The following is a 22,553-nucleotide window of genomic DNA, read 5'->3' on the forward strand; positions in this document are numbered from 1 at the left end:
TCTGGCGTGGTAAGGTCCACGCCAGGTCGACGGCAAGTGGTGGATCATGTTCGAAGGCTGGGATGCGGTCGTACTCGCCCGCGCGCAATTCGCTTTCACGATGTCGTTCCACATCGTGTTTCCCGCGTTCTCGATCGGGCTTGCGAGCTACCTCGCGGTGCTCGAAGCGCTGTGGCTTGCCACCAAGCGCGAGGTCTACATCAACCTGTTCAATTACTGGCTGAAGATCTTTGCGGTTGCGTTCGGCATGGGCGTGGTCTCGGGCATCGTGATGTCCTACCAGTTCGGCACCAACTGGTCGTCCTTTGCCGACAAGACCGGGCCGGTGATCGGCCCGATGATGGCCTATGAGGTCTTGACCGCATTCTTCCTCGAGGCCGGCTTTCTCGGCGTGATGCTGTTCGGGCTCGAACGGGTCGGGCCCAGGCTGCACTTTGTGGCGACCCTGATGGTCGCGATCGGCACGCTGATCTCGGCGTTCTGGATTTTGTCGGCCAACTCCTGGATGCAGACACCGGCAGGTCATGCCGTCAATGCCGACGGGCAGTTCGTCGCCGCCGACTGGCTCAAGGTGATCTTCAATCCGTCGTTCCCCTATCGCCTCGTGCACATGGTGCTAGCGGCGTACCTCACTACCTCGCTCGTGGTCGGCGCAGTCGGCGCCTGGCACCTGTTGCGCGACCAGCATCTGGCGGGCCCGCGCGTGATGTTCTCGATGGCGATGTGGATGGCGACGCTGGTGGCGCCGATCCAGATTCTCGCCGGCGACCAGCACGGCCTCAACACGCTGGAGCATCAGCCCGCCAAGGTGATGGCGATGGAAGGCCATTACCAGAGCCACAAGGACGGCGCGCCGCTGATCCTGTTCGGCTGGCCGGACCAGGCCGACGCGAAGGTGAAATACGCGATTGAGGTGCCGAAGCTGTCGTCGCTGATCCTGAAGCATTCGCTCGACGCCCCGCTCGCCGGCCTCGACACCGTGCCGCGCGAAAACTGGCCGCCGGTACCGATCACCTTCTGGTCGTTCCGCATCATGGTCGGGCTCGGCTTCCTGATCATGGGGCTCGGCCTGTTCAGCCTGCTGATGCGCTGGCGTGGAATGATGTACCAGTCGCCGCTGCTGCACCGCTTCGCGGTCCTGATGGGCCCGGCCGGCTTCATCGCGGTGCTCGCCGGCTGGATCACCACCGAGACCGGGCGGCAACCGTTCACGGTCTATGGGCTGTTGCGCACGACCGATTCCGCGTCGCCGCTGGCGGCGCCGGCGGTGGGCTCGTCACTGATCGCCTTCATCATCGTCTATTTCGCCGTGTTCACCGCCGGTGTGATCTACATCCTGCGGCTGATGGCGCAGCCGCCGCATCCCGGCGAGCAGGGCCCGACAAAAGACCTTCCCGCCCGCGCGGCCGGCATCACGCCGGCGGCTGGCGCCCCCGTCGCGGAGGGCGCACGATGAGCTTCGCCATCGATCTCACCACGATATGGGCCTTCATCATCGCCTTTGCCGTGTTCGTCTATGTCGTGATGGACGGCTTCGATCTCGGCCTCGGCATCCTGTTTCCGCTGTTTCCGCAAAAAGCCGATCGCGACGTCATCATGAACACGGTGGCGCCGGTGTGGGACGGCAACGAGACCTGGCTGGTGCTCGGCGGCGGCGGCATGATGGCGGCGTTTCCGCTGGCCTACGCGGTGCTGATGCCGGCGCTTTACACCCCGATGATCGCGATGCTGCTCGGCCTGGTGTTCCGCGGCGTCGCCTTCGAATTCCGCTGGCGGACCCAGAAAGCACGCAACAAATGGGATCTCGCCTTCACCGGCGGCTCGCTGCTGGCGACTCTGGCGCAGGGCATCGCGCTCGGCGCCATCCTGCAGGGCATCCATGTCGACGGACGCCACTATGCCGGCGGCTGGTGGGATTGGCTGACGCCGTTCAGCGTCCTGACCGGCATTGCGCTGGTGATCGGCTATGCGCTGCTGGGGGCGACCTGGCTGGTGATGAAGACCGAGGGCGAGCTGCGCGACCGCGCCTATCATCTGAGCTGGATGTTGTTGGTCGCGATGCTGTGCGCGATCGGCGCCGTCAGCATCGCCACGCCGTTCCTCAGCGTGCAGTACACCCAGCGCTGGTTCGCCTGGCCCAACATCATCCTCACCGCACCGGTGCCGATCGCGGTCGCCGCCGTCACCGCGTTGCTGCTGCGCGCACTCAGCGACAAGAACGACCACCAGCCGTTCTTCCTGGTGCTGGCGCTGTTCGGGCTGTCCTATGCCGGGCTCGGCATCAGCATGTATCCGTACATCGTGCCGCAGAGCATCACGATCTGGCAGGCGGCGGCGCCCGCCAACAGCCAGATCTTCATGCTGGTCGGGGTCTCGATCCTGGTGCCGCTGATCCTCGGCTACACCGCCTGGGCCTATTGGGTGTTCCGCGGCAAGGTGCGCCCCGGCCACGGATACCACTGATGCCACCGGCCCCGAATCAGCGGCCGCTCGGCCAGCGCCTGCTGTGGTTCGCGGCGCTCTGGCTCGGCGGCGTCGGCACCGTGACCCTGGTCTCGTTCGCCTTGCGACTCTGGATCGCGCCGAAATAAGGCTGCCAGCTTGGCGTGCTGCAGCCCTCAATGACAAAAAACAGAAGCATTACAGGGGTATACCTGTAGCGCCGCCCTAAACTTGCCATCAAGCTGCCGCTGAGATTTGATGCTCAAGTTAAAAGTGGCACATGATCTGATCGCCAAACCGCTCACACTTTGGCGGATCATGTGCATTTGGGTGGAGCAGGCAATTGGCATGCGCCAACAAGGAGAGCTTTGCATGACGAAACTTCGTCACCTGGTCTGGATGTTGATCGCCACGGGCGCGCTCGTGCTGTCGACGTCGCAAGGCTTCGCCCAGAGCCGCCCGGATGCCGACGAGCCGGGCCTGATCGCCGACGACGGCTACGAGCTCGATCCGGAATGGCAGAAGCAGGTCGTGTACTACCGGACCAACGAGGCGCCGGGCACCATCATTGTCTCCACCGCCGAACGCCATCTCTACCTCGTGCAGGGCAACGGCCGCGCACTCCGCTACGGCATCGGCGTCGGCCGCGACGGCTTTCAGTGGCAGGGGCTGGTGACCATCACCCGCAAGGCCGAGTGGCCGGATTGGACCCCGCCGCCGGAAATGATCGCGCGCCAGCCCTATCTGCCGCGCTTCATGGCGGGCGGCCCGGGCAATCCGCTCGGCGCGCGCGCGATGTATCTCGGCACCACGGTCTACCGCATCCACGGCACCAACCGGCCCGATACCATCGGCACCGCGATCTCGTCCGGCTGCTTCCGCCTGGTCAACAATGATGTCGCCGACCTCTACAGCCGCGTTCCTGTCGGCACCAAGGTGATCATCCGGCAGAAGCCCGAACTGTAGTCTCCACCCCGCCTTCGATACCCGTCCTGTTTTTCCCCCGATCATTCGCGAGAGAGAACCCATGCGTACATTTCGAGGCGGCCTGACGATCGGGCTCGCAATCGCCGTGCTGGTGGCGGCAGCCGCCATCACCTATGAGCGTTACGACACCCGCACGCTGAAGCGCACCGTCCGTCGCGGCGACGTGCTGTGCGGCGTCAACAAGGGCCTGCCGGGCTTCTCGAACCCGGACGACAAGGGCAACTGGACCGGCTTCGACGTCGACTTCTGCCGCGCGGTGGCCTCGGCGATCTTCGACGATCCGTCGAAGGCGAAGTTCGTTCCGCTCGACGCCAGCGAGCGCTTCAAGGAGCTGCAGAACCGCAAGGTCGACATCCTCTCGCGCAACTCCACCTGGAGCATGTCCCGCGAGACAAACTACGATCTCTATTTCCCGGCGGTCGCCTACTATGACGGCCAGGGCTTCATGCTGCCGCGCTCGCGTAACATCGATTCCGCGCTCGACCTGAACGGCAGCAAGGTCTGCGTACAGTCCAACACCACGACGCAGCTCAACCTCGCCGATTATTTCCGTGCCAACAACATGAAGTACACGGAGATGAAGTTCGACAAGCTGGACGACGTCGTGAAGGCGTATGACTCCGGTCAGTGCGACACACTGACGTCTGACGCCTCGCAGCTCTACGCGCTGCGGCTCAACCTCTCCAAGCCGAACGACCACATGATCCTGGCCGACATCATCTCCAAGGAGCCGCTGGCGCCGGTGGTCCGGCTGCGCGACGACGACTGGATGATGATCGTGAAGTGGACGCTCTACGCCATGATCAACGCCGAGGAACTCGGCATCACCTCGAAGAACATCGACGAGGCGCTGAAGTCGAAGAAGCCGGAAGTGATGCGGCTGGTCGGCACCGAGGGCTCCTATGGCGAGGATCTCGGCCTGACCAAGGACTGGGCCGTGCGCATCATCAAGCATGTCGGCAATTACGGGGAGGTCTACGACCGCAACGTCGGCGCCGATTCCAAGCTGAAGATTCCGCGCGGCATGAACCAGCTCTGGAACGCCGGCGGCGTCCAGTACGCGCCGCCGATCCGGTAACGACACGTAGCTAGGCCACAGCCGCCACCGCATCCTCAGCTGTCATCACCCGCGAAAGCGGGTGATCCAGTACGCCGCGGCTTCTCGATTCAACACTGACGTCTCTGGAATACTGGATCGCCCGGTCGAGGCCGGGCGATGACAGCGTGTTGTGCGGCGACGGCGACGCGGCCGCTCAGTAGCCCTTGCCGCTCGCCAATTGATCGGAGTGGAAGTTGCTGTCGCCGAACAGCTCCTGGCAGACGCGGGCGCGCTTCATGAAGAAGCCGATGTCGAACTGGTCGGTCATGCCCATGCCGCCGTGCATCTGCACGCCTTCCTGCACGGCCAACGTCGCGGTGGTGCCGGCGCGCGCTTTGGCCACCGCGACCGCGGTGGCGGCTTTCTCGACATCCGTATCGAGCGCCTGCAGCGCCTTCAGAACGGCGGCGCGGGTGATCTCGATATCGATGTAGAGCTCTGCTGCACGGTGCTGCAGCGCCTGGAATTCGCCGATCGCCTTGCCGAACTGCTTGCGCTCCTTGAGGTACGTCACGGTGCGGCCGAACACCTCTTCGGAGAGGCCGACCATTTCGGACGCGACCGCGCCGCGGCCGATATTGAGCACGCCCTCGAGCAGCCCAAAGCCCTGATCGACCTCGCCGAGCACGCTGTCGGCGTTGACCTCGACATTGTCGAACACGATGCGCGCCGCGTTGTGCGAATCGACCATCGCGGTGCGCTCGACCGCAAGCCCCTTCGCCTTCGGATCGACCAGGAACAGCGTCAGCCCGCTCTTGTCGCCGGCGCCACCGGCCGTGCGCGCCGCGACGATCAGGAGATCAGCGGTGTGGCCGTCGACCACGAAGGCCTTGTCGCCCGACAGCTTGAAGCCGTTGCCCGACCGCGCGGCCTGCAATTTGGTCTGCAGCGGGCGATGCTTCGCACCCTCATCGATCGCGAGCGCCGCCAGCAGCGAGCCGTCGGCGATTTTCGGTAGATGCTGCGCCTTCTGCGCCTCGCTGCCGCCGCGCGACAGCGCCGATGCGGCCAGCACCGAAGTCGCGAGGAACGGCGATGGCATCAAGGTGCGACCGATCTCCTCCATGACGATGCCGGCCTCGACGCAGCCAAGCCCGCTGCCGCCGAACTTGTCCGGCACCAGGAGGCCTGAGAAGCCCATCTCGGCAAAGGTCTTCCAGAGCTCGCGCGAGAAGCCGGTGGTATCCTTGCTGTCGCGCAAGCCGCGCAGATGCGCCACCGGCGCCTTGTCGCTGATGAGACCGCGCGCACTGTCGCGCAGCATGGATTGTTCTTCGGTGAGGACGAGGGCCATGGATGGATTCCGATAAATCTACTGTTTGTCGTTCAGCTGAACTTTAAAGTTTCGTCATGCCCGGCCTTGTGTCGGGCATCCACGTCTTGAGCCTGCCGCCGCAAAGACCTGGATAACCGGGTCAAGCCTGGCCATGACGGCGGATAGAATTCACGCCCCCGGCAGATCGAGGATGCGCTTGGCGACGATGCCGAGCATCACCTCCGAAGTGCCGCCCTCGATCGAGTTGGCCTTGGTGCGCAGCCAGGCGCGCGGGCGGGCGCCGCCCCTGGAGCGGTCGCTCTCCCATTCCAGCGCGTCGATGCCGCCCGCCGACATCAGGATCTCGTAGCGCCGCTTGTTGAGCTCGGTGCCGTAATATTTCATCGCCGAGGAGAACGCCGGATGCGATTGCCCGGCCTTGGCGAGGTCAACCGCACGCTCGGCGGCCGCGGCGAGCGCGGCCTCGTCGACCTCGAAACTCGCGATCTGGCTGCGCAGCTGCACGTCGTCGAGCTTTCCTTGCGCGTCCGCACCAACCGAGTCGGCTGCGATCTGGCCGAGCGGTCGGCCGACGCCGCGCTCGCCCATGCCCGAGATCATCGCGCGCTCATGCTGCAGCAGATATTTCGCGACATCCCAGCCGCGATTGACTGATCCCACGACATGCGACTTCGGCACCCGGACATTGTCGAAGAAGGTTTCGCAGAACGGCGAGTAGCCCGAGATCAGCAGGATCGGCTTGGTCGACACGCCCTTCGAGGTCATGTCGAACAGGATGAAGCTGATGCCGTCATGCTTCTTGGCCGCCGGATCGGTGCGCACCAGGCAGAAGATCCAGTCGGCATAGTTGGCGTACGACGTCCAGATCTTCTGGCCGTTGATGATGTAGTCGTCGCCGTCGCCCACCGCACGGGTCTGCAACGAGGCGAGGTCGGAGCCGGCGTTCGGCTCGGAATAGCCCTGGCACCAGCGGATCAGGCCCGCAGTGACCTTTGGCAGATGCTCCTTCTTCTGCTCCTCGGTGCCGTATTTCAGCAGTGCCGGTCCGAGCATCGAGATGCCGAACGAGGTCAGCGGCTGGCGCGCGCCGATCGCCGCCATCTCCTGGCGCACGATCTTGGCCTCCTCGCCATCGAGGCCGCCGCCGCCATATTCCTTCGGCCAATGCGGCACGGTCCAGCCCTTGTCGCGCATCCGCTCGAACCAGACGCGCTGCGCGTCGGACGAGAATTTCGCGTTGCGGCCGCCCCAGAAGGTGTCGCCATCCGAGGTCATCGGTTTGCGCATCTCGGGCGGGCAGTTCTGCTCCAGCCAGGCGCGGGTCTCAGCGCGGAATGTCTCGAGGTCAGCCATGGTGCGTTTCCAGTCAAGATCGACGAATTGGAATCGACCTTAGCCCTGCGCGGCCGCCCAGTTCAATATGCCTCGCAGCCGCGCCATGCTCTGGCGTCGCTACTCACCTCGCGCGATCGGGTGTATCGCCGGGACGGGGTAACGATTGAAAAACAAGAGGAAACGGACATGCGGCTGAAGCTGCTTTCGCCTAGCGAAATGAACCCCGCCCAGAAAGAAACCTACGACGAGTCGATCGCCGGCAAGCGCGGCGCGCCGCCGGCACCGATGATGGCCTGGCTGAACAGCCCGGAGATGGCGCGGCATGCCACGCGGCTCGGCGAGGTGCTGCGCTTCGACACGGTCTTCCCGCCGAAGCTGTCGGAGATTGCGATCCTCGTCACCGCGCGGCACTGGACCGCGCATTACGAATGGTATGCCCACAAGCGCCTCGCGCTGAAGGGCGGCCTCGATCCGAAGATCATCGAGGACATTCGCGTGCGCCGGACGCCGACCTTCGACGATCCCAAGGCAAAAATGATCTACGACGTCGCCAAGGCGCTGCACGAAGGTCATGGCCTGCCGAAGGGGCTGTATGACGAGGCGGTCGAGGTGCTGAGCCTGCGCGGCCTGGTCGAGGTGATCGGCCTCTGCGGCTACTACACCATGGTGTCGATGACGCTGAACACGTTCGAGTTCCAGCTGCCCGGCGGCGAGTTGTCGGAGCTCTGCTAGGCTTCGCCGGCCGTGGCGCCTTTCGGAAACGCTGCGTTTCGAGATGGATTGCTCCGGCCCCGGCAAATCCGGACTATATCAGGTGGCGAAACCTTGCCCCTGACGGCAAGGCATTGATGCCGACGGAGCCAGGTCATGCCCGAAAATCCCCCCATCATCGCGGGCACGCGGATCGGGCATGTCCACCTCAAGGTCGCCGATCTCGAGCGGGCGCTCGGCTTCTACTGCGGCGTGCTCGGTTTCGAGTTGCAGCAGCGCATGGGCGCGGACGCGGCCTTCATCTCGGCCGGCGGCTATCACCACCACATCGGCCTCAACACCTGGGAGAGCAAGGGCGGCCATCCACCGCCGCCCGGCACCACCGGCCTGTTCCACACCGCCATTCTCTACCCCACCCGCCCGGCGTTGGCCGACGCGCTGCATCGGGTGTTGTCAGCCGGCATCCAGTTCGACGGCGCCAGCGACCACGGCGTCAGCCAGGCGCTTTACCTGCGCGATCCCGACCAGAACGGCGTCGAGCTCTATTGGGACCGCCCCGAGGCCGAGTGGCCGCGCAGCGCGGACGGCAAGCTCGCGATGTTCACCCGACGGCTCGACCTGGAAGACCTGCTGAAGCAGCGCGCGGCGTAATTCCGTAGCCTGGATGGAGCCAACGGGTCGCGCGAACGCGCACCCGATGACAGGCTCCGCGCAATCCGGGAAACCTGCGTGCGCTGAGACGGTCCCCGGATTAGCTTCGTTCCATCCAGGTTACGTTTTTCCGCGCATCACGATCGTCACCGCGGCGATCAGTTCGAGGCAGATACAGCCATAGAACGGCAGCGTGTAGCTGCCGGAGAGATCGTGCAGCAGCCCGATCACGCCGGGACCGAACGCGTAGGTGATCTGGTTGATCGCGGTGATCAGGCTGACCAGCACACCGAATGCGCGCGGGTCGAACTCGCGCTGTACGATCAGCGCCGGCAGCGTGATCAGGTTGCCGACGGAGAAGCCGAACAATGCGCAGGCGGCGATCTGCGCGAGGTCATTGTGCACATTAATGATGATGCCGAGCGCGAGCGCCTGGCTGACAAAGGACAGCGCCGACGCCAGCCGCTGGTTGAGCCGGTCGATCACAAACGAAAAGGAGACGCGACCGGCCACGGCCATCGCGGTCAGCAGCGCCATCGCCACCGTCGCGCGCTCGCGGCCGATCACCTGGTCGAGATAGGCGATCAGATGCACGATGAAGCCGACCTGGGCGAACAGCACCAGCGCGAAGGCAATCGAGACCGAGAGGAAACGGATGTCGCGCAGCGCCCGGGCGCGCACCTGCGTCGCCGACGGCGCATCGGCCGCCGCCGCCGTCACTGCATGCAGATGCACCGGTGGCTGCCCGACGAAGATCAGGATCACCGGCACCATCACCACGATCAGGAGCACCGCGGCCGCGATCATCGCGCCGGAGAAGCCGAAAGTGCCGATCCCAGCTACCAGCAGCGGCACGCCGACGATGCCGCCGAAGCTCGCGCCGTTCAGTGCCAGGCTGATCGCCATGCCGCGCTTCTTGTCGAACCACAGGCCGAGCGTGTTGGTGATGATGCCGAGGCTGGTGCCGGCCCAGCCGAACGCCAGCAGCGCATCGGCGAGATAGAGCTGCCAGGGCTCGCGCACCTCGCCGATCGCAACCGCCGCGATCGCCATCGCGAGGGTGCCGGCGATCAGGCAGCTGCGCGCGCCGAACGCCTTGATCGCCTCGCTGACGAAGGCGACCAGTGCGGCGCCGAACAGGTAGAAGAATGTCGTGCCCGACGAGATCAGCGACGCCGGCCAACCGTGCAGCCGCTGCAGCTCGGCGACATAGACGCTCTGTCCGTAAAAGCCCAGTCCCCAGCCGAAGGTCGCAAGCAGGAAGCAGACGACGACGATGCGCCAGCCCTCATAACCAAGCGAGGATTCGTCTGATAGCGTGGATGATGATGCGTCCATTTCTTGCTCTTGCTTCTCACATCGTCATGGCCGGACTGATCCGTTCTCACGATGTGAGCAGCCTGGCAAGCCGATCATTTCGAAGCTGATCGAAGTGTCAGCAGTTGGCAGCAGTTGGCAGCAGGAGATTAGATGCCGAGGTCCGGAATTTCGTCCAGCGCGTGCAATTTCGCCCGCCGCCTGGCGAATGACACCAGCGACAGCACGACGAGCCCGAGCAGCACTGGCGGAAACACCACCATGTTGACGGCGTTCCAGCCGTAATGCGCCAGCAATTGGCCCGACGAGAACGAGCCGATCGCCATCATGCCGAACACGAGGAAATCGTTGAATGCCTGCACCTTGTTGCGTTCCTGTGGCCGGTGCGTTTCCAGCACTAGCGCGGAAGCGCCAACGAACGCGAAGTTCCAGCCTATCCCGAGCACAAACAGCGTCGCCCAGAAGTGCGGCGCGGTGATGCCGGACAGCCCGATCATCGCGGCGACCGCCTCCAGCGCCAGCCCGAGCGCGACAATGACAGGCGCGCCGAAGCGGGCGATCAGCGAGCCGGTGAAGAAGCTCGGGCCATACATCGCCACGATGTGCCACTGGATGCCGAAATTGGAATCGCTGACCGACAGCCCGCACATCTTCATGGCGAGCGGCGCCGAGGTCATCACCAAATTCATCATCGGATAGGCGATCACGCCGCACAGTGCCGCCGCAATGAAGCGCGGCTGCCTGGCGATCTCGAGCAAGGGGCGGCCACCATGCAGATCTGCCGCTGCGGGCTTCGGCGCATCGACACCCGACAGCACCGCCATCGCCACCAGCGCGACCAGCGCCTGCATCACGAAGGAGAACGCGAACAGGTAGGGCGGCCAGATGTCCATGGTCCATTGCACGAGCTGCGGCCCGAGCACGCCGGCAAACACGCCGCCGGCCATCACCCAGGACACCGCCTTGGGCCGGAACGCGACACTCGCGCCATCGGCCGCGGCAAAGCGATAGGACTGCGCGACGGCGCCATAGAGCCCGCCGAGAAAGGTCGCGCCGCAGAACAGCCAGAACGAAGAATGCAGGATCGCCCAGGCGCCGAGCGCGCCGGTGAGCGTGCCGCAGAAGGTGCCGACGATGAAGGCGACGCGCCTTCCATAGGCGCGCGAGATCGCGCCGGTCGGCAGCGTGCCTGCGGCAAGCCCCAGCACATACATCGAAAGCGGCACCGTCGCGAGCGAGATGTCGGGCGCCAGCGTCGCGCCGACGATCGAGCCGGTGGCGAAGATCACCGCCGAATTGGCGCCGGTCAGCGCCTGCGCCGCCGCAAGCCGCCACACATTGCTGCGCGCCCGCGCGTCATCGCTGGTTTCGTCCGCAGCCGTCATATCGATCATCAGCATTCCCGCGTTGAAGCCCCGGCGGGAGCCTCCAATCGCCGGCACTATGGAGAGCAGGTGCAGGCCGATCAACCGGCGCAAACGGACGCACGCCATGCGGGAGGCGCACGAGGGTTAGCCTGGTCGAATACTCACACCCCGGCGTCGTCCTGGCGAAAACCAGGACCCATAACCACCGAGTGTTATTGTGAGAGGGACCGCGGCCCCAGCTACGCGCAACAAACAGCATTTGGGGTAATGGGTCTTGGTTTTCGCCAGGACGACGTCACGCGTGTTGCATCGCGCGTCACTTACCGCGCCGGCTTCTTGCCCGGCCGCTTCTCGGCGCGCATCGCGCCGGTCTTGTGGACTTTGGAGCGCGGCGCGATCGGGGCGCCGCGCGGATAGCCGCCCGGCCATTCAAGCGCGAGCGAGCTCGCAAAGCCGAAAAAGCTCGAACGGCTCACGCCGAGCTCGGCCGCACGCTTGTCGATCCGCGTGATCAGGCTTTTCGGCAGATAAACATTCACGCGCTCGGATGGATCGGGCGGATCGACGCCCACCATGAAAAAGGCGGCGACGTCGGAGCCCTTGGGCGGCACGATACGCTCGATCGGCGTCGGCTCCGGCAGCGCACGGCCCTGTTCGACCCAACCGTCCACCGCCTGCGCCAGCGCATGCTCGGCACGCTCGATCGCCTCTTCCTGCGACTTGCCGCCGGCAACACAGCCCGGAAAGTCCGGAAACCATGCGCCGAACGCGCCGCGAGGACCGCGCTCCAGCACGGCCGGATAAAGCCGTCTCTTCATTCTGGCCTCCATCGTCGGAGTATGCTATTTGACACACCTCTGTGTGTCAAATCACACAATACACGCAATCGTGGGAGAGCGCGGCAGCGGCGCCTCAACAACGGCCAGCCGTCGCTGCACGCCTATCTCATGCACCACGCCCCGCCGGCCGCGACGAGGCGCCTGAAAAGGTGTTGGCCGAAGCCTTCGCGCGCGGCGGTTGGCAGAAGGTGACGCCCGCGATGCCGACGTTCCCGACGAACGCTGCTGGCTGCGTGGCGAGGGCTGGTGCCTCGCCTATGATTGAGCGGCACCCTTCCGGACAAACATCAGGATCATATTGTTGGCCGGCAGCTCAAAAGTGCCGGCCAGTTCCAGCCCATTGCTCTCCGCGAGCCTCTCGACATCGGCGATATCACGCACGCCCCATTCGGCGTCACGTTCGCGCAGCGACGTGTCGAACACGGCATTGCTGAGCGCGGTGTGCTTGCCGTCGCGCTTGAACGGGCCGTAGAGGAACAGTCGGCCGTCGGCACGCAGATGCCGCGCGGCACCGGCGAACAGGCCCTGGGCCACGCGCCACGGCGCGATGTGGATCACATTGGCGCAGAAGATCGCGAGCAGTTTTTCCGGACCTTTGCCGTCCGACGGCACCGGCGACCAGGCCGGGTCCGACAGATCAATCGGCTGTGGTGGCTGGATGTTGGCAAGGGCAGCATGCGCGCGCCAGGCCTCGATGCTGCGCAGATGGGCCGCATGGAGGTCGCTCGGCCACCAGGTGACGCCGGGTGTCTGAGCTGCGAAATAGAGGACATGCTGGCCGGTGCCGCTGCCGGCTTCCAGCACGTCGCCGGATTGGCCGACGAGGTAGTCCTTCAGGACCGCCCAGATCGGCTGGTGATTGCGGTGGAACGCTGCCGCGTCGAGCCGACCGTCCGCCTCGACCGGCCTGCCGTCCTTGCCGAACTCCACCACGAACTCCGCCACTACGCTTCTCCTTAAGGGCTCAATCGCACAAACATGACAGGCAGACGGACCACCACGCTTCCATTAACCCCGTCGCAACGCGCCTATTCTCCGAGTTGCCAGCCGATGGCCTTTGTGCTTTCCACTCTTTATATTGCGATGGGATCATCGAGATTGAAGCCCGGGAAACGTCCTTGATCGCCACTTTCTCCAAGCCAGCCTTCGTTCTGGCGCTGCTGGCAGGCACGGCTATGGCCTTGCCCGCGCAGGCCCAATCCGCCGCCGAGGGTGAGAGGCTCGCCTTCGACCGCGGCAAGGGCAATTGCCTGACCTGCCATGTCATCAAGGGCGGCGATTTGCCCGGCACGATCGGCCCCGAGCTGACCGGCCTGAAGGCGAGATACAGCCGCGACGAGCTGATCGCGATCGTGACCGATGAGACCAGGCGCAATCCGCAAACCGTGATGCCGCCGTTCGGCCGAAACCGGATCTTGAGCGAGAAGGAAATCAACGCGGTGGTCGACTTCCTGCAAACCTTGTGACGCCACGACCGTCGCTTGAGGAGATTTTTTCGATGAACATCACGACCAGCGAGTTTTTCAGGAACCGCCGCCTGGTGCTGAAGGGCGCGGGCGTCGCCGCATTGATCGGGCTTGGCGTCATTCCGTTCGACGTGCCGCAGGCGCTCGCCGCCGCCAACGACAAATATCCGGAAGAGGCGTTCAAGCAGAAGAACGAGGCCGACGCGATCAAGGCGCTCTACGGCAAGACCGCCGAGCCTTCGGACAAGGTCAAGATGGACGCGCCCGAGATCGCCGAGAATGGCGCGGTGGTGCCGATCTCCGCCACCACGACGCTGGCCGACGTCACCTCGATCTCGTTCCTGGTCAGCGAGAATCCGATCTCGCTGATCGCCTCGTACAAGATTCCGGCCGGTACGCTGCCGACGGTCGCCAACCGCATCAAGATGGCCAAGACCAGCAACGTCACCGTGATCGTCGAGGCCGGCGGCAAGCTCTACAGCGCCCACAAGGAAATCAAGGTCACCGTCGGCGGCTGCGGCGGCTGATCCTGCGCAAACGATAAGGAAGCAAACAGATGGCATCGAGCATTCGCGTGCGCGCCACGTCAAACGGCGACACCATCGAGGTGCAGGCGCTGATCCAGCATCCGATGGATTCCGGCTTCGTCAAGGACGCCAAGGGCGAGATCATTCCGCCGCATTTCATCCAGGTGCTGACCTTCGAGTATGACGGCAAGCCGGTGTTCGTCGCCGACTGGGGCGGCGGCGTCTCCAAGGACCCCTATGTCAAATTCGCGTTCAAGGGCGGCAAGAAGGGCGACGATCTGAAGGTCAACTGGGTCGACAACAAGGGCGCGACCGACACCACCACGGCGAAGATTCAATGACGCGGCGCTTGGCAATCCTCGCTACGCTCGCGCTCGGCATGCTGGCGCTCGCGCCGGCCGCGCGCGCAGCCGACAGCGTCGATCCCGCCGCCGACAAGGCGGCGTTCCAGAAACTCTTCACCACCAAATTCCCCAAGCTGAAGCCCGAGGATTTCGTCAACGGTCCCTATTCGATGAACGAGGACCTGCACAAGCAGTGGGAAGAGAAGGAGCAGTTTCCGCCCTACGAATTCTCGCTCGAAGCCGGCAAGGAGATGTTCGCGACGCCGTTCAAGAACGGCAAGACCTACGCCGACTGCTTCCCGAACAAGGGCATCGGCATCCGCCAGAACTATCCCTATTTCGACGAGAAGGAAGGCAAGGTCGTCACGCTCGAGCTCGCGCTCAACCGCTGCCGCGAGGCCAATGGCGAGGCGCCGTTCTCCTATGTGAAGGACGACATGGCCGCGCTCACCGCCTACATGGCCTTCACCTCGCGCGGCAAGCCGATGGACATCAAGATCCCGAACGATCCACGCGCGCTTCAGGCCTACCAGAACGGCAAGGAATATTTCTACACCCGCCGCGGTCAGCTCAATTTCTCCTGCGCCACCTGCCATATCCAGAGCCCGGGCGAGCGGATCCGCGCCGAGGTGCTGGCGCCAGCGCTCGGCATCCTGAACGCGATGCCGATCTACCGCTCGGAATGGTCAGGCATGGGCACCACCAGCCGCCGCTTCACCACCTGCAACAGCCAGATCCGCGGCGTGCCGCTCAATCCGCAGGACGACGAGTACCGTAATCTCGAATACTACCTGTCCTATGTCAGCAATGGCCTGCCGATTTCGGGTCCGGGAGCAAGGCCATGAGCGCGGCCATCAGAGCGATCTTCGCGGCATCGGCCCTGCTGATCGCGACTGCGACCACAGCCCTCGCCGCCTCCGAGGCCGACTACAAGGCGGCCTATGCCGCGGCTGAAGCCGCCAACAAGGAGGCCGGCAGCCTGCGCAACCAGTGGACCACGACAGCCTCGACGCTATCAGCCGCAAAAAAGGCCGGTGAGGCTGGTGATTTCGACACCGCAGTCGCCCAGGCCAAGGAGGCCGAGGCGCTGGCAAAGGCATCGATCTTCCAGGCCACCAGCGAAAAGGAACGCTGGAAGGACATGGAAGTTCGCTGACACTCAAGAGTTAGGGAAGCACGGGCGGAAGGGTTCCCTCCCCCCCTTGCGGGGGAGGGCTAGGGAGAGGGGTAAGCACGGGCGGTGTTCGTGGCTTACCCCTCTCTCCAACTCTCCCCCGCAAGGGGGGAGAGAGCCCTGCTACCGCCCGCGTGGCTTCGAACCGAATGCCGGGAGAGTGATGATCATCCGCCGCCGGGATTTCCTGAGAGCTTCGGCCGCCGCGACGCTGACGGCCGGCCTGCCCCGCTTTGCGCGCAGCGCCGATACCGCCAGCGTCTACGACCTCGAACGGTTCGGCAACGCCCGCATCCTGCACGTGACCGACACGCATGCGCAGCTGAAGCCGGTGTTCTTCCGCGAGCCCGGCGTCAATATCGGCGTCGGTGCGATGGCCGGCCAGCCGCCGCACCTGGTCGGCAAGGCGTTCCTCGATCGCTTCGGCATCCGGCCCGACAGCGCGGATGCCTATGCCTTTACCTGCGTCGAGTTCGAGAAGGCCGCCGTCCGCTTCGGCCGGCTCGGCGGCTTTGCCCATCTGAAGACGCTGGTCGACAAGCTGCGCGCCGATGTCGGCGAGAAGCGCTCGATCCTGCTCGACGGCGGCGACCTCTGGCAGGGCTCAGGGCTCGCCAACGCCATGAACGGCGCCGACATGGTGGAGGCCGCCAATTTGCTCGGCATCGAGGCGATGACCGGGCATTGGGAATTCACCTATGGCGAGCAGGTGCTGCTCGACAATCTCTCCCGCTTCAAGGGCGAGTTTTTGGCGCAGAACGTATTCCTGACCGAGGAAGCTGCGTTCAACGACGCCAAGGCGTTCGATCCGGCTTCGGGGCGTGTGTTCAAGCCGTCAACGATCAAGGAGATCGGCGGCCATCGCATCGCGATCATCGGCCAGGCCTTTCCCTATGTGCCGATCGCGCATCCGAAGCGCTTCACGCCGGACTGGACCTTCGGCATCCGCGACGAGGAGCTGCAAAAACTCGTCGACAGCCACCGCAACAACGACAAGGTCGAGGCGGTGATCCTGCTGTCGCATAACGGCATGGATGTCGACCTCAAGCTCGCCAGCCGCGTCACCGGCATCGATGTCATCCTCGGCGGCCACACCCACGACGCGATTCCGATCCCAATCACGGTGACCAACGCCGGCGGTGTCACGCTGGTCACCAATGCCGGCTCCAACGGCAAGTTCATCGGCGTGCTCGATCTCGATCTCGCCAAGGGCAAGGTCGCCAATATCCGCTACCGCCTGCTGCCGGTGTTCGCCGAGCTCCTGAAGCCCGATCCGGCGATGCAGGCGCTGATCGACAAGATGCGCGATCCGCATGCCGACGAATGGAGCGACAAGCTCGGCACGGCCGACCGCCTGCTCTACCGCCGCGGCAATTTCTCCGGCACCGTCGACCAGCTGATCTGCGACGCGCTGCTGAACGAGCTCAACGCCGAGATCGCGCTGTCGCCGGGGTTCCGCTGGGGCCTCACCACGCTCGCCGGCCAACCGCTGACCATGGAAGACGTGCTGTCGGAAACCGCGATCACGTATCCCGAGACCTACGTCGCGACGATGACCGGCAGCCAGATCAAGGATGTGCTGGAAGACGTCTGCGACAACCTGTTCAACACCGATCCCTATTATCAGCAGGGCGGCGACATGGTCCGCGTCGGCGGCCTTGCCTACACCTGCACGCCGGGCGAATCCGTCGGCAAGCGCATTTCCGAGCTGAAGCTTCGCAACGGCAAGCATCTCGAGGCCGGCAAGCACTACAAGGTCGCGGGCTGGGCCTCGGTCAACCAGCAGAGCGGCGCGCCGATCTGGGATGTCGTGGCCAAGCATCTGCGCTCAGGCCGGCCGCCGAACCGCGACGACCCCAGCGTGACCCTGAAAGGCGTCGAGGACAACCCGGGCATTGCGAGGCACGGATGACGCGGCGCGCGCTCATCGCTGCGCTCGGCTTTGCGGCGATCGCGCTTGCGACACCGCCCACCCGCGCCCAGCTCGCACCGTTGCAGGACAAGCCGTTCGCCGAGCACAAGGTCGTGCTGCAGCTCTCCGACAACGATCCGAAGAAGCAGGGCCTCGTCATCAGCATCGCCAACAACCTGATGAAGCATTACGACCCCGACAAGGTGGCGGTCGAGATCGTCGCCTTCGGCCCGGGCATCGATCTGCTCAGGCCGGACAACGCGAACCGCAAGCTGGTCGAAAGCCTGGTCGCGCAGGGCGCGCGGGTCGACATCTGCCTCAACACCGTCGACACGATCGAGCGCGACACCGGCAAGCGGCCGGACTACATCGCAGCCGCCACCCCCGTGCAGGTCGGGGTCGCGCAGATTTTGCTCCTCACCGAGAACGGATACACGCTGGTTCGTCCGTAATCGCAGCGTCATTGCGAGCGAAGCGACTTGTCCGCCGAAGCCTCGGCGAAGGCGGAAGCAATCCATGTCTCGACGAGACGATAGAATGGACTGCTCCGTCGCCCCGGACGCCACCATCGTACCGTTGGGCGTGGTGCATCTGATGGGTTGCAGGAGCAGGGCTGGAGTTACGCCCGCCCCTGAGGTCGCTCCCCCAAAATTCCGACAGGTTTCTGGACGGGGATGGATTTGCTTTGAAGCGGGCCTATCTATGGAATAATATCCTCCTCACGACTCGACCTGGAGAATAGGTAAGCCGTCATGATCTTTCGCCAGTTGTTCGACAGCGTGTCCGGCACCTACAGCTATCTGCTCGCGAGCCGCGCCGGCGGCGAGGCGCTGATCCTTGATCCGGTGCTGGAGAAGGCCGACCGCTATTGCAAGCTGTTGCAGGAACTCGACCTCAGGCTGGTCAAGGCCGTCGACACTCACCTGCACGCCGATCACGTCACCGGCCTCGGCGAGCTGCGCGACCGCACCCAATGCATTACCATCATGGGCGAGCAGAGCAAGGCCGACGTGGTGTCGATGCGCGTCTCCGACGGCGACAGCGTGACGATCGAGGGCCTTTGCCTCGAGGCGATGTACACGCCCGGCCACACCGACGACTCCTACAGCTATCTGATGGGCGACCGCGTCTTCACCGGCGACACGCTGTTGATCCGCGGCACCGGCCGCACCGATTTCCAGAACGGCAGCGCGCGGGCGCAGTACGATTCGATCTTCAACCGCCTGCTGAAGCTGCCGGAGGAGACCATGGTATTCCCCGCGCATGACTACAAGGGCGACACCGTCTCCACGATCGGCGAGGAGAAGCGCTACAATCCGCGGCTGCAGGTGAAATCGATCGACGACTATGTCGAGCTGATGAACAATCTCAATTTGCCGAACCCGAAGCTGATGGACGTCGTGGTGCCCGCCAACATGCATGTCGGCCTGCACCAGAACGAGCTGGCCAAGGAAGGCCTCTCCCTCAACGCGCGCGACGCCATCGCAAGCCTCGGCCGGCCCGATATCCTGCTGGTGGACTTGCGCGAAAGCGGCGAGCGGACCAAGCACGGCACGCTCCCCGGCGCACTGCACGCGCCCTACCCCGGGATTTGCGCCACCTTGCAACCCGGCGGCATGCTGCGCGAAGTCGCGGCCGCAACCGGCCGCCGCGTGGTGTTCTTCTGCGCCTTCGGCGAGCGTTCGGCGATGGCCGTCGCTGCCGCGAAGAAGGCGGGGCTGGCGAACACCGCCCATATCGAAGGCGGCATCGACGCGTGGAAGAAGGCCGGCGGTCCGGTGGTGACGGGTTAGCCACGCGAAACCGCGCAAATCAAATCTCACCGTCACCCCCACGCAACGGCTTCGCCGTTGTCGCTGGAGGTGCGAGCGAAGCGAGCCTCGAAGGGCGACGGCCCCGGTTCCTCCGCGAACACTTGGAAACATCCGGGCCGTGCATCCTTCGAGACGCGCTACGCGCTCCTCATGATGACGGGTTTAGTGAGAGCCGCCAGCAGCACTCACCCGCTGCAGCTCCGCGGTCAGCCGGTCCAGCGCATCCGCCAGCATCACGCCGCCGCACACGGTGAGCCGCTCGGGCAGCACGATGCGCTTGTCGGGCGGATAGAAGCGCTCCAGCGCCGGATGCAGCAGGAAGGCGCGGCCGTCATCCTCGGCCCGGTCGCCGGCCTCCGACACCAGGATGAAATCCGGCCGCAGCTTCACGATCGCCTCCAGCGAGGCAAATCCGCCGGCGTTGAATCCGAGCTCACCAGCGGCGTTGGTCAGGCCGGTTGCCGCCAGCAGCGAGCTGACGAGGCTGCTGTCACCCGACACAAAGCCGCGCCGCTCCAGCGGCAGCACGCGATAATGATGACCACTCGCCAACGCCCGCGCCCGCGCGATGGCCGCATCGAGGCGCGCGATCTCGGCCAGCGCCCGATCCGGATGCTGCACCACATCGCCCATCGCGCGGATCTGGTCCCGCACCTCGTCCAGCGTGCGGGGCACTGTGAATTCCACGAGATGCAGCCCGTTGGCCTTCAGCAGATCGCGCGTCGCACGCTTGTCGAACAGGCTGACCACGACGATGTCGGGCTTGAGCAGCAGCACGTCCTCGGCCTCGCCGGACAGGCGCGGATAGTTTCGCGCCTGTCCGGCGGCCCAGGATTGCCAGGCATCGCGCGAAAAGCGGCTGAGGCCGAGGATCTGGTCCGGATCGGCCAGCGACAGCACGAGCTGGTCGCTGCAGACATTCATCGAGACGATGCGCGGTCCGGCGGCCAACGAAGCGCTGCCGGACACGAACCATGCCAGAACGGCAAACGTTAGCGTACGAAGAAATGAGCGGAACTGCCAGCCACGGAAAGACTGCGCTCCCTCTCCCGCTTGCGGGGGAGGTGATGGAAGCCCGCGGGAGTACTGCGCACACATCAGACATCAGCCCACGGCACGATGACGGCCTCGCGCTGAAATTCGGCGCGATAGGCGCTCACCCGGAACACGCTGGCCAGGACGGCCTCCGACAACGCTTCAACGGGTGTACCTTGCGCCGCCAGCCGCCCCTCCGACAGCACCAGCACATGATCGGCAAACCGCGCGGCGAGCCCGAGATCGTGCGTCACCACCATGACCAGCACACCGGTATCGGCGACGTTGCGCAGCTTCTGCATCACGTCGATCTGGTGGCGTGGATCGAGCGATGCAGTCGGCTCGTCGGCGAGGATCACCGGCGCCTCCACGGCAAGCACCCGGGCCAGCGCGACGCGGCTGCGCTCGCCGCCGGAGAGCTCGGTGACGCGGCGGTCGGCGAATTCTGTGACGTCGACCGCCTGCATCGCCCGCAGCACGGCCTCCATATCCTTTGGCGACAGTCGTGCCGGATCGGTCGCGCCATGCGGATAGCGGCCGAGCGCGACGATATCGCGCGCCGGCAAAGGCCAGTGCACCATGTGCCCCTGCGGCAGATAGGCGAAACGTTTCGCGCGCTCGCGCAACGGAAGCGACACCAACGCATCGCCGCCGATCCGGATGTCACCGTCGGAGGGGATCAGCCCGGCGAGCGCGCGCAGCAGCGTGGTCTTGCCGGCGCCGTTGGGACCGACCAGCGCGACCAGATGACCGGATGCAAGCGACAGCGCGACATCGTGCAGCACCTTGCGGCTGCCGAGCGAGGCATTGAGAGCGGCGGCGGAGAGCAGCATCATGCCACGCCTCCGCCGAGCGCGCGGCGTTCGCGCATGATCAGATAGAGGAAGAACGGCACGCCGATGATCGAGGTCAGCACGCCGACCTTGATGTCCGAGGTCGAGGGGATGATGCGCACCGCGATATCGGCCGCGAGCAGCAGCGCCGAGCCGGTGAGCGCGCTCGGCACCAGCAGCCGCGCCGGATCGTGACCGATCACCGGTCGCATCAGATGCGGCGCGACCAGACCGATGAAGCCGATGGTGCCGGTGACCGCGACCGCACCGCCGACGCCGAGCGCCACGCCCGTGATCACGGTGAGCCGCAGGCGCCCGACATCGACGCCGAGGCTCTGTGCTGCCTCCTCGCCGAGCGTCAGCGCGCGGAAGGCGCTCGCCTGGCTCAGCAGGATGGCGGCGCCTGCGATGATGAAAGGCAACGCCAGCGCCACGTGCTGAAAGCTGCGATCCTCCAGCGAGCCGAGCAGCCAGAATGCGATCTCCAGCACCACGAAGGGATTGCTGGAGAGGTTCATCACCAACGCCGTCGCAGCACCCGCAAAGCTCGAGATCGCGAGCCCGGCCAGGATCAGGATCAACAGCCCGGCATTGCGGCCGGCAATCGCGAGCAGCGCGAACACCGAGCCGAACGCGGCGACGATCGCCACCACCGGCAGCGCGTAGGAGCGCACGTCAGCGAGGCCGAGTGCGATCACCAGCACCGCACCGAATGCCGCCGATTGCGGCGCGCCGAACAGCGACGGCGAGGCCAGCGGATTGCGCAGCAAGCCCTGCAGCGCCGCGCCGGACAGGCCGAGAATACCGCCGATCGCAAACGCCAGAATGGTGCGCGGCAGCCGGATCTCGCGCACGATCACCTGCGCCACGTCGCTGCCGCCGCCGAACAGCGCCTCGATCACCGCAAGCGGCGACAGCCGCACCGGACCGATGCCGAGCGAGAGCATCAGCAGCAGGACCACGAGTGCGAGCAGCGCCGCGGTGGCGCCCCACCGGCGCCGCGCCGCGACCTCGGCCGCCAAGGCAAAATCCTGCACGCTCATTGGATCCATGCTCTTACAGCGATCGCCGTGGCAGACAAGCGACACTCGACAAAAACCGTGGCCGTGCGGCCGTTGCCCGACTTCCGCCGGATTGACTTTGCTGCCCGGCCGAACCCTAGATGAACATGACGGTTCTTTAATGAGATGAAAAGGGAATGCGGTGCGGGGAAACTTCCCCAAGGCCGCGGCTGCCCCCGCAACTGTATGCGGTGAATCCTTCGTCACAGGCCACTGGGAATCTCGGTCCTGGGAAGGCGACGAAGGGTAACGGCCCGCGAGCCAGGAGACCTGCCGTCAGCCGTGGTCACACGCGACGATGCCGGTCGGGGAGTACAGGCATTAGCTTCACTTGAGGCTGCAAGCACCTGAGGCTGCAAGCAC

General features: G+C 65.1%; 24 protein-coding genes and 1 riboswitch. Of the genes, 15 read left to right on the top strand and 9 right to left on the bottom strand.

The window, feature by feature from the left end; all coding sequences use genetic code 11:
* Positions 1-46: 46 nt before the first annotated feature.
* From ABIB78_RS21070 to ABIB78_RS21090, 5 genes are all read left to right on the top strand, one after another.
* Entirely contained in the window at positions 47-1,456 is a 1,410-nt protein-coding gene (locus tag ABIB78_RS21070; RefSeq protein WP_429028112.1) for a cytochrome ubiquinol oxidase subunit I, read from the top strand.
* On the top strand, positions 1,453-2,463 hold the full coding sequence (gene cydB, locus ABIB78_RS21075) for a cytochrome d ubiquinol oxidase subunit II (RefSeq protein WP_429028114.1): 1,011 nt from the start codon (positions 1,453-1,455) through the stop codon (positions 2,461-2,463). Before ABIB78_RS21070 ends, cydB begins: the two co-directional genes overlap by 4 nt.
* Positions 2,463-2,591 (top strand): DUF2474 domain-containing protein, encoded by a 129-nt coding sequence (locus ABIB78_RS21080; RefSeq protein ID WP_429028117.1) that lies wholly within the window; start codon positions 2,463-2,465, stop codon positions 2,589-2,591. Before cydB ends, ABIB78_RS21080 begins: the two co-directional genes overlap by 1 nt.
* A 223-nt stretch (positions 2,592-2,814) precedes the next feature.
* The gene (locus ABIB78_RS21085) at positions 2,815-3,408 is read left to right on the top strand and encodes a L,D-transpeptidase (protein WP_429028118.1); all 594 of its coding nucleotides are present in this window, start codon (positions 2,815-2,817) and stop codon (positions 3,406-3,408) included.
* Positions 3,409-3,469: 61 nt separating this feature from the next.
* Positions 3,470-4,507, top strand: coding sequence for an amino acid ABC transporter substrate-binding protein (locus ABIB78_RS21090; RefSeq protein ID WP_429028120.1), 1,038 nt, complete (start codon positions 3,470-3,472; stop codon positions 4,505-4,507).
* A gap of 175 nt (positions 4,508-4,682) precedes the next feature.
* Here the strand turns inward: ABIB78_RS21090 and ABIB78_RS21095 are convergent, their stop codons facing one another.
* Together ABIB78_RS21095 and ABIB78_RS21100 are read right to left on the bottom strand one after the other, a co-directional pair.
* A complete protein-coding gene (locus ABIB78_RS21095; protein ID WP_429028122.1) occupies positions 4,683-5,822 on the bottom strand; it encodes an acyl-CoA dehydrogenase family protein in 1,140 nt (379 codons plus the stop codon).
* A gap of 150 nt (positions 5,823-5,972) precedes the next feature.
* The gene (locus ABIB78_RS21100; RefSeq protein WP_429028124.1) at positions 5,973-7,157 is read right to left on the bottom strand and encodes an acyl-CoA dehydrogenase family protein; all 1,185 of its coding nucleotides are present in this window, start codon (positions 7,155-7,157) and stop codon (positions 5,973-5,975) included.
* A gap of 168 nt (positions 7,158-7,325) precedes the next feature.
* Between ABIB78_RS21100 and ABIB78_RS21105 the strand changes: the two genes are divergently transcribed.
* Together ABIB78_RS21105 and ABIB78_RS21110 are read left to right on the top strand one after the other, a co-directional pair.
* On the top strand, positions 7,326-7,871 hold the full coding sequence (locus ABIB78_RS21105) for a carboxymuconolactone decarboxylase family protein (protein WP_429028127.1): 546 nt from the start codon (positions 7,326-7,328) through the stop codon (positions 7,869-7,871).
* 135 nt (positions 7,872-8,006) lie between these two features.
* Positions 8,007-8,501: a VOC family protein gene (locus ABIB78_RS21110; RefSeq protein ID WP_429028128.1), complete on the top strand. Its 495-nt coding sequence runs from the start codon at positions 8,007-8,009 to the stop codon at positions 8,499-8,501.
* A gap of 120 nt (positions 8,502-8,621) precedes the next feature.
* Here the strand turns inward: ABIB78_RS21110 and ABIB78_RS21115 are convergent, their stop codons facing one another.
* From ABIB78_RS21115 to ABIB78_RS21130, 4 genes are all read right to left on the bottom strand, one after another.
* On the bottom strand, positions 8,622-9,839 hold the full coding sequence (locus ABIB78_RS21115; RefSeq protein WP_429028131.1) for an MFS transporter: 1,218 nt from the start codon (positions 9,837-9,839) through the stop codon (positions 8,622-8,624).
* Positions 9,840-9,967: 128 nt separating this feature from the next.
* Positions 9,968-11,212, bottom strand: a complete 1,245-nt coding sequence (locus ABIB78_RS21120; RefSeq protein ID WP_429028133.1) for an MFS transporter — start codon at positions 11,210-11,212, stop codon at positions 9,968-9,970.
* Between the two features lie 293 nt (positions 11,213-11,505).
* A complete protein-coding gene (locus tag ABIB78_RS21125; RefSeq protein WP_429028136.1) occupies positions 11,506-12,003 on the bottom strand; it encodes a type II toxin-antitoxin system HicB family antitoxin in 498 nt (165 codons plus the stop codon).
* Between the two features lie 276 nt (positions 12,004-12,279).
* Positions 12,280-12,969 carry a DUF938 domain-containing protein gene (locus tag ABIB78_RS21130; protein WP_429028137.1) on the bottom strand — a complete coding sequence of 230 codons (690 nt, stop codon included), beginning with the start codon at positions 12,967-12,969 and terminating at the stop codon, positions 12,280-12,282.
* 230 nt (positions 12,970-13,199) lie between these two features.
* Here ABIB78_RS21130 and soxX point away from each other — a divergent pair, with 230 nt between their 5' ends.
* From soxX to ABIB78_RS21170, 8 genes are all read left to right on the top strand, one after another.
* Entirely contained in the window at positions 13,200-13,490 is a 291-nt protein-coding gene (gene soxX, locus ABIB78_RS21135) for a sulfur oxidation c-type cytochrome SoxX (RefSeq protein WP_429028508.1), read from the top strand.
* A 32-nt stretch (positions 13,491-13,522) separates the two neighbouring features.
* Positions 13,523-14,017 (top strand): thiosulfate oxidation carrier protein SoxY, encoded by a 495-nt coding sequence (gene soxY / locus ABIB78_RS21140; RefSeq protein ID WP_429028139.1) that lies wholly within the window; start codon positions 13,523-13,525, stop codon positions 14,015-14,017.
* A 29-nt stretch (positions 14,018-14,046) separates the two neighbouring features.
* A complete protein-coding gene (gene soxZ / locus ABIB78_RS21145; RefSeq protein WP_429028142.1) occupies positions 14,047-14,358 on the top strand; it encodes a thiosulfate oxidation carrier complex protein SoxZ in 312 nt (103 codons plus the stop codon).
* Between the two features lie 38 nt (positions 14,359-14,396).
* Positions 14,397-15,206 (top strand): sulfur oxidation c-type cytochrome SoxA, encoded by an 810-nt coding sequence (gene soxA, locus ABIB78_RS21150; protein WP_429028510.1) that lies wholly within the window; start codon positions 14,397-14,399, stop codon positions 15,204-15,206.
* The gene (locus ABIB78_RS21155; protein ID WP_429028145.1) at positions 15,203-15,517 is read left to right on the top strand and encodes a hypothetical protein; all 315 of its coding nucleotides are present in this window, start codon (positions 15,203-15,205) and stop codon (positions 15,515-15,517) included. Before soxA ends, ABIB78_RS21155 begins: the two co-directional genes overlap by 4 nt.
* A gap of 181 nt (positions 15,518-15,698) precedes the next feature.
* Positions 15,699-17,447: a thiosulfohydrolase SoxB gene (soxB, locus tag ABIB78_RS21160; RefSeq protein WP_429028148.1), complete on the top strand. Its 1,749-nt coding sequence runs from the start codon at positions 15,699-15,701 to the stop codon at positions 17,445-17,447.
* Positions 17,444-17,899, top strand: a complete 456-nt coding sequence (locus ABIB78_RS21165; protein ID WP_429028150.1) for a hypothetical protein — start codon at positions 17,444-17,446, stop codon at positions 17,897-17,899. Before soxB ends, ABIB78_RS21165 begins: the two co-directional genes overlap by 4 nt.
* Positions 17,900-18,199: 300 nt before the next feature.
* The gene (locus ABIB78_RS21170; protein ID WP_429028153.1) at positions 18,200-19,240 is read left to right on the top strand and encodes an MBL fold metallo-hydrolase; all 1,041 of its coding nucleotides are present in this window, start codon (positions 18,200-18,202) and stop codon (positions 19,238-19,240) included.
* A gap of 183 nt (positions 19,241-19,423) precedes the next feature.
* On the opposite strand, the gene ABIB78_RS21175 is transcribed toward ABIB78_RS21170, so the two are convergent.
* The 3 genes from ABIB78_RS21175 to ABIB78_RS21185 form a co-directional block, all read right to left on the bottom strand.
* Positions 19,424-20,212 (bottom strand): ABC transporter substrate-binding protein, encoded by a 789-nt coding sequence (locus ABIB78_RS21175; RefSeq protein WP_429028155.1) that lies wholly within the window; start codon positions 20,210-20,212, stop codon positions 19,424-19,426.
* A 146-nt stretch (positions 20,213-20,358) separates the two neighbouring features.
* Entirely contained in the window at positions 20,359-21,132 is a 774-nt protein-coding gene (locus ABIB78_RS21180; protein ID WP_429028157.1) for an ABC transporter ATP-binding protein, read from the bottom strand.
* On the bottom strand, positions 21,129-22,172 hold the full coding sequence (locus tag ABIB78_RS21185; RefSeq protein WP_429028160.1) for a FecCD family ABC transporter permease: 1,044 nt from the start codon (positions 22,170-22,172) through the stop codon (positions 21,129-21,131). The genes ABIB78_RS21180 and ABIB78_RS21185 overlap by 4 nt, the downstream gene beginning before the upstream one ends.
* A gap of 112 nt (positions 22,173-22,284) precedes the next feature.
* Positions 22,285-22,482: riboswitch (cobalamin riboswitch) on the top strand.
* Positions 22,483-22,553: the final 71 nt, after the last annotated feature.

Origin of the sequence: Bradyrhizobium sp. I1.14.4 (genome assembly GCF_050435825.1) — a bacterium.
In the GTDB taxonomy this organism is placed as follows: Bacteria; Pseudomonadota; Alphaproteobacteria; order Rhizobiales; family Xanthobacteraceae; genus Bradyrhizobium.